We start from the raw sequence: 3,479 nt of genomic DNA, 5'->3' as shown, positions 1-3,479 counted from the left end.
GCAGGACGACTTGAAGTGGCTGGACGAGCGGCCGGGGCGCAAGGTGCTGGTGCGCGGCAACCACGACTACTGGTGGGGCGACTCGGCGGGAAAGCTGCGCAAGGTGCTCGAGCCCTACAAGACGCTGGAGGGCTTCCTGCACAATGGAAGCGCGTTCGTCATCGGCCGGTGGGTGATCGCCGGCACGCGGCTGTGGACGGCCCCCGAGGCTCCGCCGATGCCGGGCGGGGAGATGGGCGACGAGTCGGGGGACTCGGGATTCGTGGAGCGGGAGACGCGGCGGCTGGCGCTGTCCCTCGCGGACGCGGAGAAGAAGGAGAAGGAGAGCGCCGAGCCGCTCACGCGCGTGGTGGCGGTGCACTTCCCGCCGGTGTACGCCAACGAGAAGCCCACCGCCTTCAGCGCCCCCATCGAGGCGTTCAAGCCGAAGGTGTGCGTCTACGGCCACCTGCACGCGGGAGGCATCCCGGCCGGCTTCACGGGGGAGCGGGCCGGGGTGCGCTACGTGCTGGCCTCCTGCGACGCGGCGGGCTTCTCGCCGGTGCTGCTGGACGAGTAGCTCAGGGCGCGGCGGAGATGGGCCCCCAGGGGAGCGCGCTCCCCGTGGGACGGCACTCGCGCCAGGCCTGCCCGCTGTCGTGCACGGGCGCCCCGTTGCGCTCCAGCGGCACGCCCACCGGGCAGATGCCGCGGGTGATGTTGCCCGCCGTGTCACGCACCTCGAAGTGGAGCGAGTACACGCGCCCATCCCCCCCGTTGGAGCGGTCCGCGCGGACCTTCACGGTGGTGGCGTCCACGAAGACGACATCCGGCTCGGCCCCGCTCTGCGGCTCGTCGGAGGAGACGCAGGAGATGGAGGCGGAGGCGCCCGTCTGGGTGAGCCCGCCGCTGCACTGGTCGTGCACGGTGATGCAGTCCTCGAGGCGCACGGTGCGGAAGCCCTGGTCCGCGGGCCAGAAGGGCGCGGGCGGCGCCACGGTGACGGTGGGAGGCCGCTGGTCCACCACCTCGATGATGGAGGTGCACGAGGCCTCGTTGCCCGAGGAGTCCTTGGCCGTGTAGCGCACGGTGTTGGTGCCCAGCGGGTACCAGTCCGGCGTCGGGCCGGAGACCTGGGCGCCGGTGCAGGAGTCGAAGGCGGTGGCCACGCCGGGGTCGATATAGGCGGAGTTGCGGCTGGTGCACTCGGCGACGATGCGCTCGGGGCACGCCACCAGGGGCGCCTGGGTGTCCACCACCGTCACGGTGGGCGCGCACGTCGCGGTGTTGCCGGACGCGTCCGTCGACGAGTACGAGAGCGTGTGCGAGCCGAGCGGCAGGGTGACGGCCTCGGGCTGCGTCACACTCGCGGGGCCGCAGTTGTCGGTGGCGCTGGCCTGCGGCGGCGACACGAGGGCGCGGCCCTGGCCGGAGCACTCCACGCGGAAGTCGGCGGGGCAGGCGAGCGCGGGAGCCTCGCAGTCACGCACCGTCACCTTGGACCAGCAGGAGTCGTGCGCCTTGCCATCCGAGACGGTGGAGCAGACGCCGTGCGTGCCCGGGGCATAGGGGCCCCGCGGGTGCAGGTCCCACGACACCGCGTCCCCATCCGGGTCCGTGGCGGTGGCCAGGTCCGTGACGGTGGCGACGCACACGCCCGGGTCGGTGCAGACGGACACATCCTTGCACGTGGCCTCGGGCGCGCGGTTCTCCTTCTGGCACGAGGCGCTGCACCCATCCCCTCCATTGAAGTTGCCGTCGTCGCAGGACTCGCCCGGGTCGACACGGCCGTTGCCGCACACGTTCTCCTTCTGGCACGAGGCGCTGCACCCATCCCCGTCCTTCGCGTTGCCGTCATCGCAGGACTCGCCCGAGTCGACGCGGCCGTTGCCGCACGGGTTCTCCTTCTGGCACGAGGCGTTGCAGCCGTCCCCGGGCCTCACGTTGCCGTCGTCGCAGGCCTCGCCGGGGTCCACGGTGCCGTTGCCGCACACCTGGCAGTCCTTGTCCTGCCCGTCCACCGCGCCGTCGCCGTCGTTGTCCCGCCCGTCGGCGCAGTTCTCGGCGGTGAGGATGACGGCGGAGCCACCGAGCATCACCGGCCTGCCGGCGTGCGGGCTGAAGGCCTCGTCGTTGTAGGCGAGCACGTGCAGGCCCGAGAAGCCGCTCGGCCCGGTGAAGACGTTGTGGAAGGACTTGTGGCTGAGCTCGTAGGCGGTGAGGGTGGGCGCGAACTCCCGCAGCTCCGCGGTGGGCTCCGCCACGTCGAAGGGCAGGTCCGCCGTCTCCAGCGGCATGGGGAGGAAGCCCCACCCCCCGGGGACCTCGGCCTGGGTGAGGGCGATGAGCGAGCCGCCCTTCTCGTTGATGAACCGGGCGAGCTCCGGCTGACGCGCGTTGAGCGCGGCGATCTGCCGCGTGTTGATGCCGCCCTGGGTGTGCCGCTCCGCCGAGGGCAGGTAGACGAGGGCGAAGCGGTTGAAGTCCACGTGGGAGATGTCCTCGAGCGTGCGCACGTGGGTGACGCGCGCGCCGGGGCCACCGTTGGCGGTGTCGTTCCAGCTGTTGAAGGCGACGAGGGCCTGGGCGCCGTTGACGCCCAGGGCGAGGATGCCGGTGCCACCCGAGCGCGAGCGCGTCAGGGCGGAGCGGAAGAGCGAGGGGTAGAGCCCACCACAGCCCTTGGCCTCGCAGTGCCACAGGTCGTCGGCGTCATCGCCCGTCACGACGACGAAGCCACCCCGGGTGGGCCCGGTGGAGGGCGGCTGGGAGGAGGGAGTCGAGGGGGCCGGGGCGCTCTCCAGGACGGGGGCGGCGTCGTGGATGGCGGTCTCGTTCCACTCCTCGTAGTAGCCCCCGCAGCCGGACACGAGGCCGACGAGAGACAGGAAGGACAGGCATACACCGAGGCCTGGAAAGGCGCTGGGCAGGCGAGCAGGCGGGCAGGTATCGCGCATGGAGTTTCCCCAACGTGGGCAACGAGGCACCCACGCTGGGCAAATCAGTAGTGACGCAAGGCCATGCGCGAGGAGCTTGCGTGGAACGCAATGTCCAGCGGGAGCGGCCCCTGCGTCGGCCCGTGGACGAACACGGGGGTGCTCGCGTCCACCACGGACGTTCATCCTGCCCCGAAGGGCTGTAGCAATGTCCCGGACGAACGATTCTCAAGCTGAGACAAACCGAGACGGTCGCGAGGGCGGGCAGGCGTGGAGCGGGCGCGTCCAGCGGGCTCGGCGCGCTCGAGCCGGCCCCTTGCGTCCGGAATCCATCGCTTTCCTCCAGGTTGCCTACAGGTAGGCCAACCTCCTGGATTCTCTCGGGTCGGGGTTTCTGCTCACATGCCCTCCGCCACGACGTGGTGGGTGGAGACGCTTTGGGAGCAGGAGCACCACAGGCACGCGCGCAGGACTCCGGCACCCCGGACACCGAGCGGCTGATGCTGCTCGCGGACGCGTCCCATCAGCTCGCCGACGCCGGCCTCGAGCCCCTCGCCGTGCTGG

Annotated in this window: 2 protein-coding genes; one reads left to right on the top strand and one right to left on the bottom strand. The window is 71.5% G+C overall.

What is annotated here, in order from left to right; translation table 11 throughout:
- On the top strand, positions 1-559 hold a 559-nt coding region (locus VF697_RS30135; protein ID WP_331100295.1), incomplete at its 5' end, for a metallophosphoesterase.
- Position 560: 1 nt separating this feature from the next.
- Here the strand turns inward: VF697_RS30135 and VF697_RS30130 are convergent.
- Positions 561-2,936, bottom strand: a complete 2,376-nt coding sequence (locus tag VF697_RS30130; RefSeq protein ID WP_331100293.1) for an HYR domain-containing protein — start codon at positions 2,934-2,936, stop codon at positions 561-563.
- Between the last annotated feature and the right edge of the window lie 543 nt (positions 2,937-3,479).

The sequence above is a fragment of the Archangium sp. genome (genome assembly GCF_036388035.1).
Lineage (GTDB): Bacteria > Myxococcota > Myxococcia > Myxococcales > Myxococcaceae > Archangium.
This window is presented reverse-complemented; position numbering and strand designations above follow the sequence as displayed.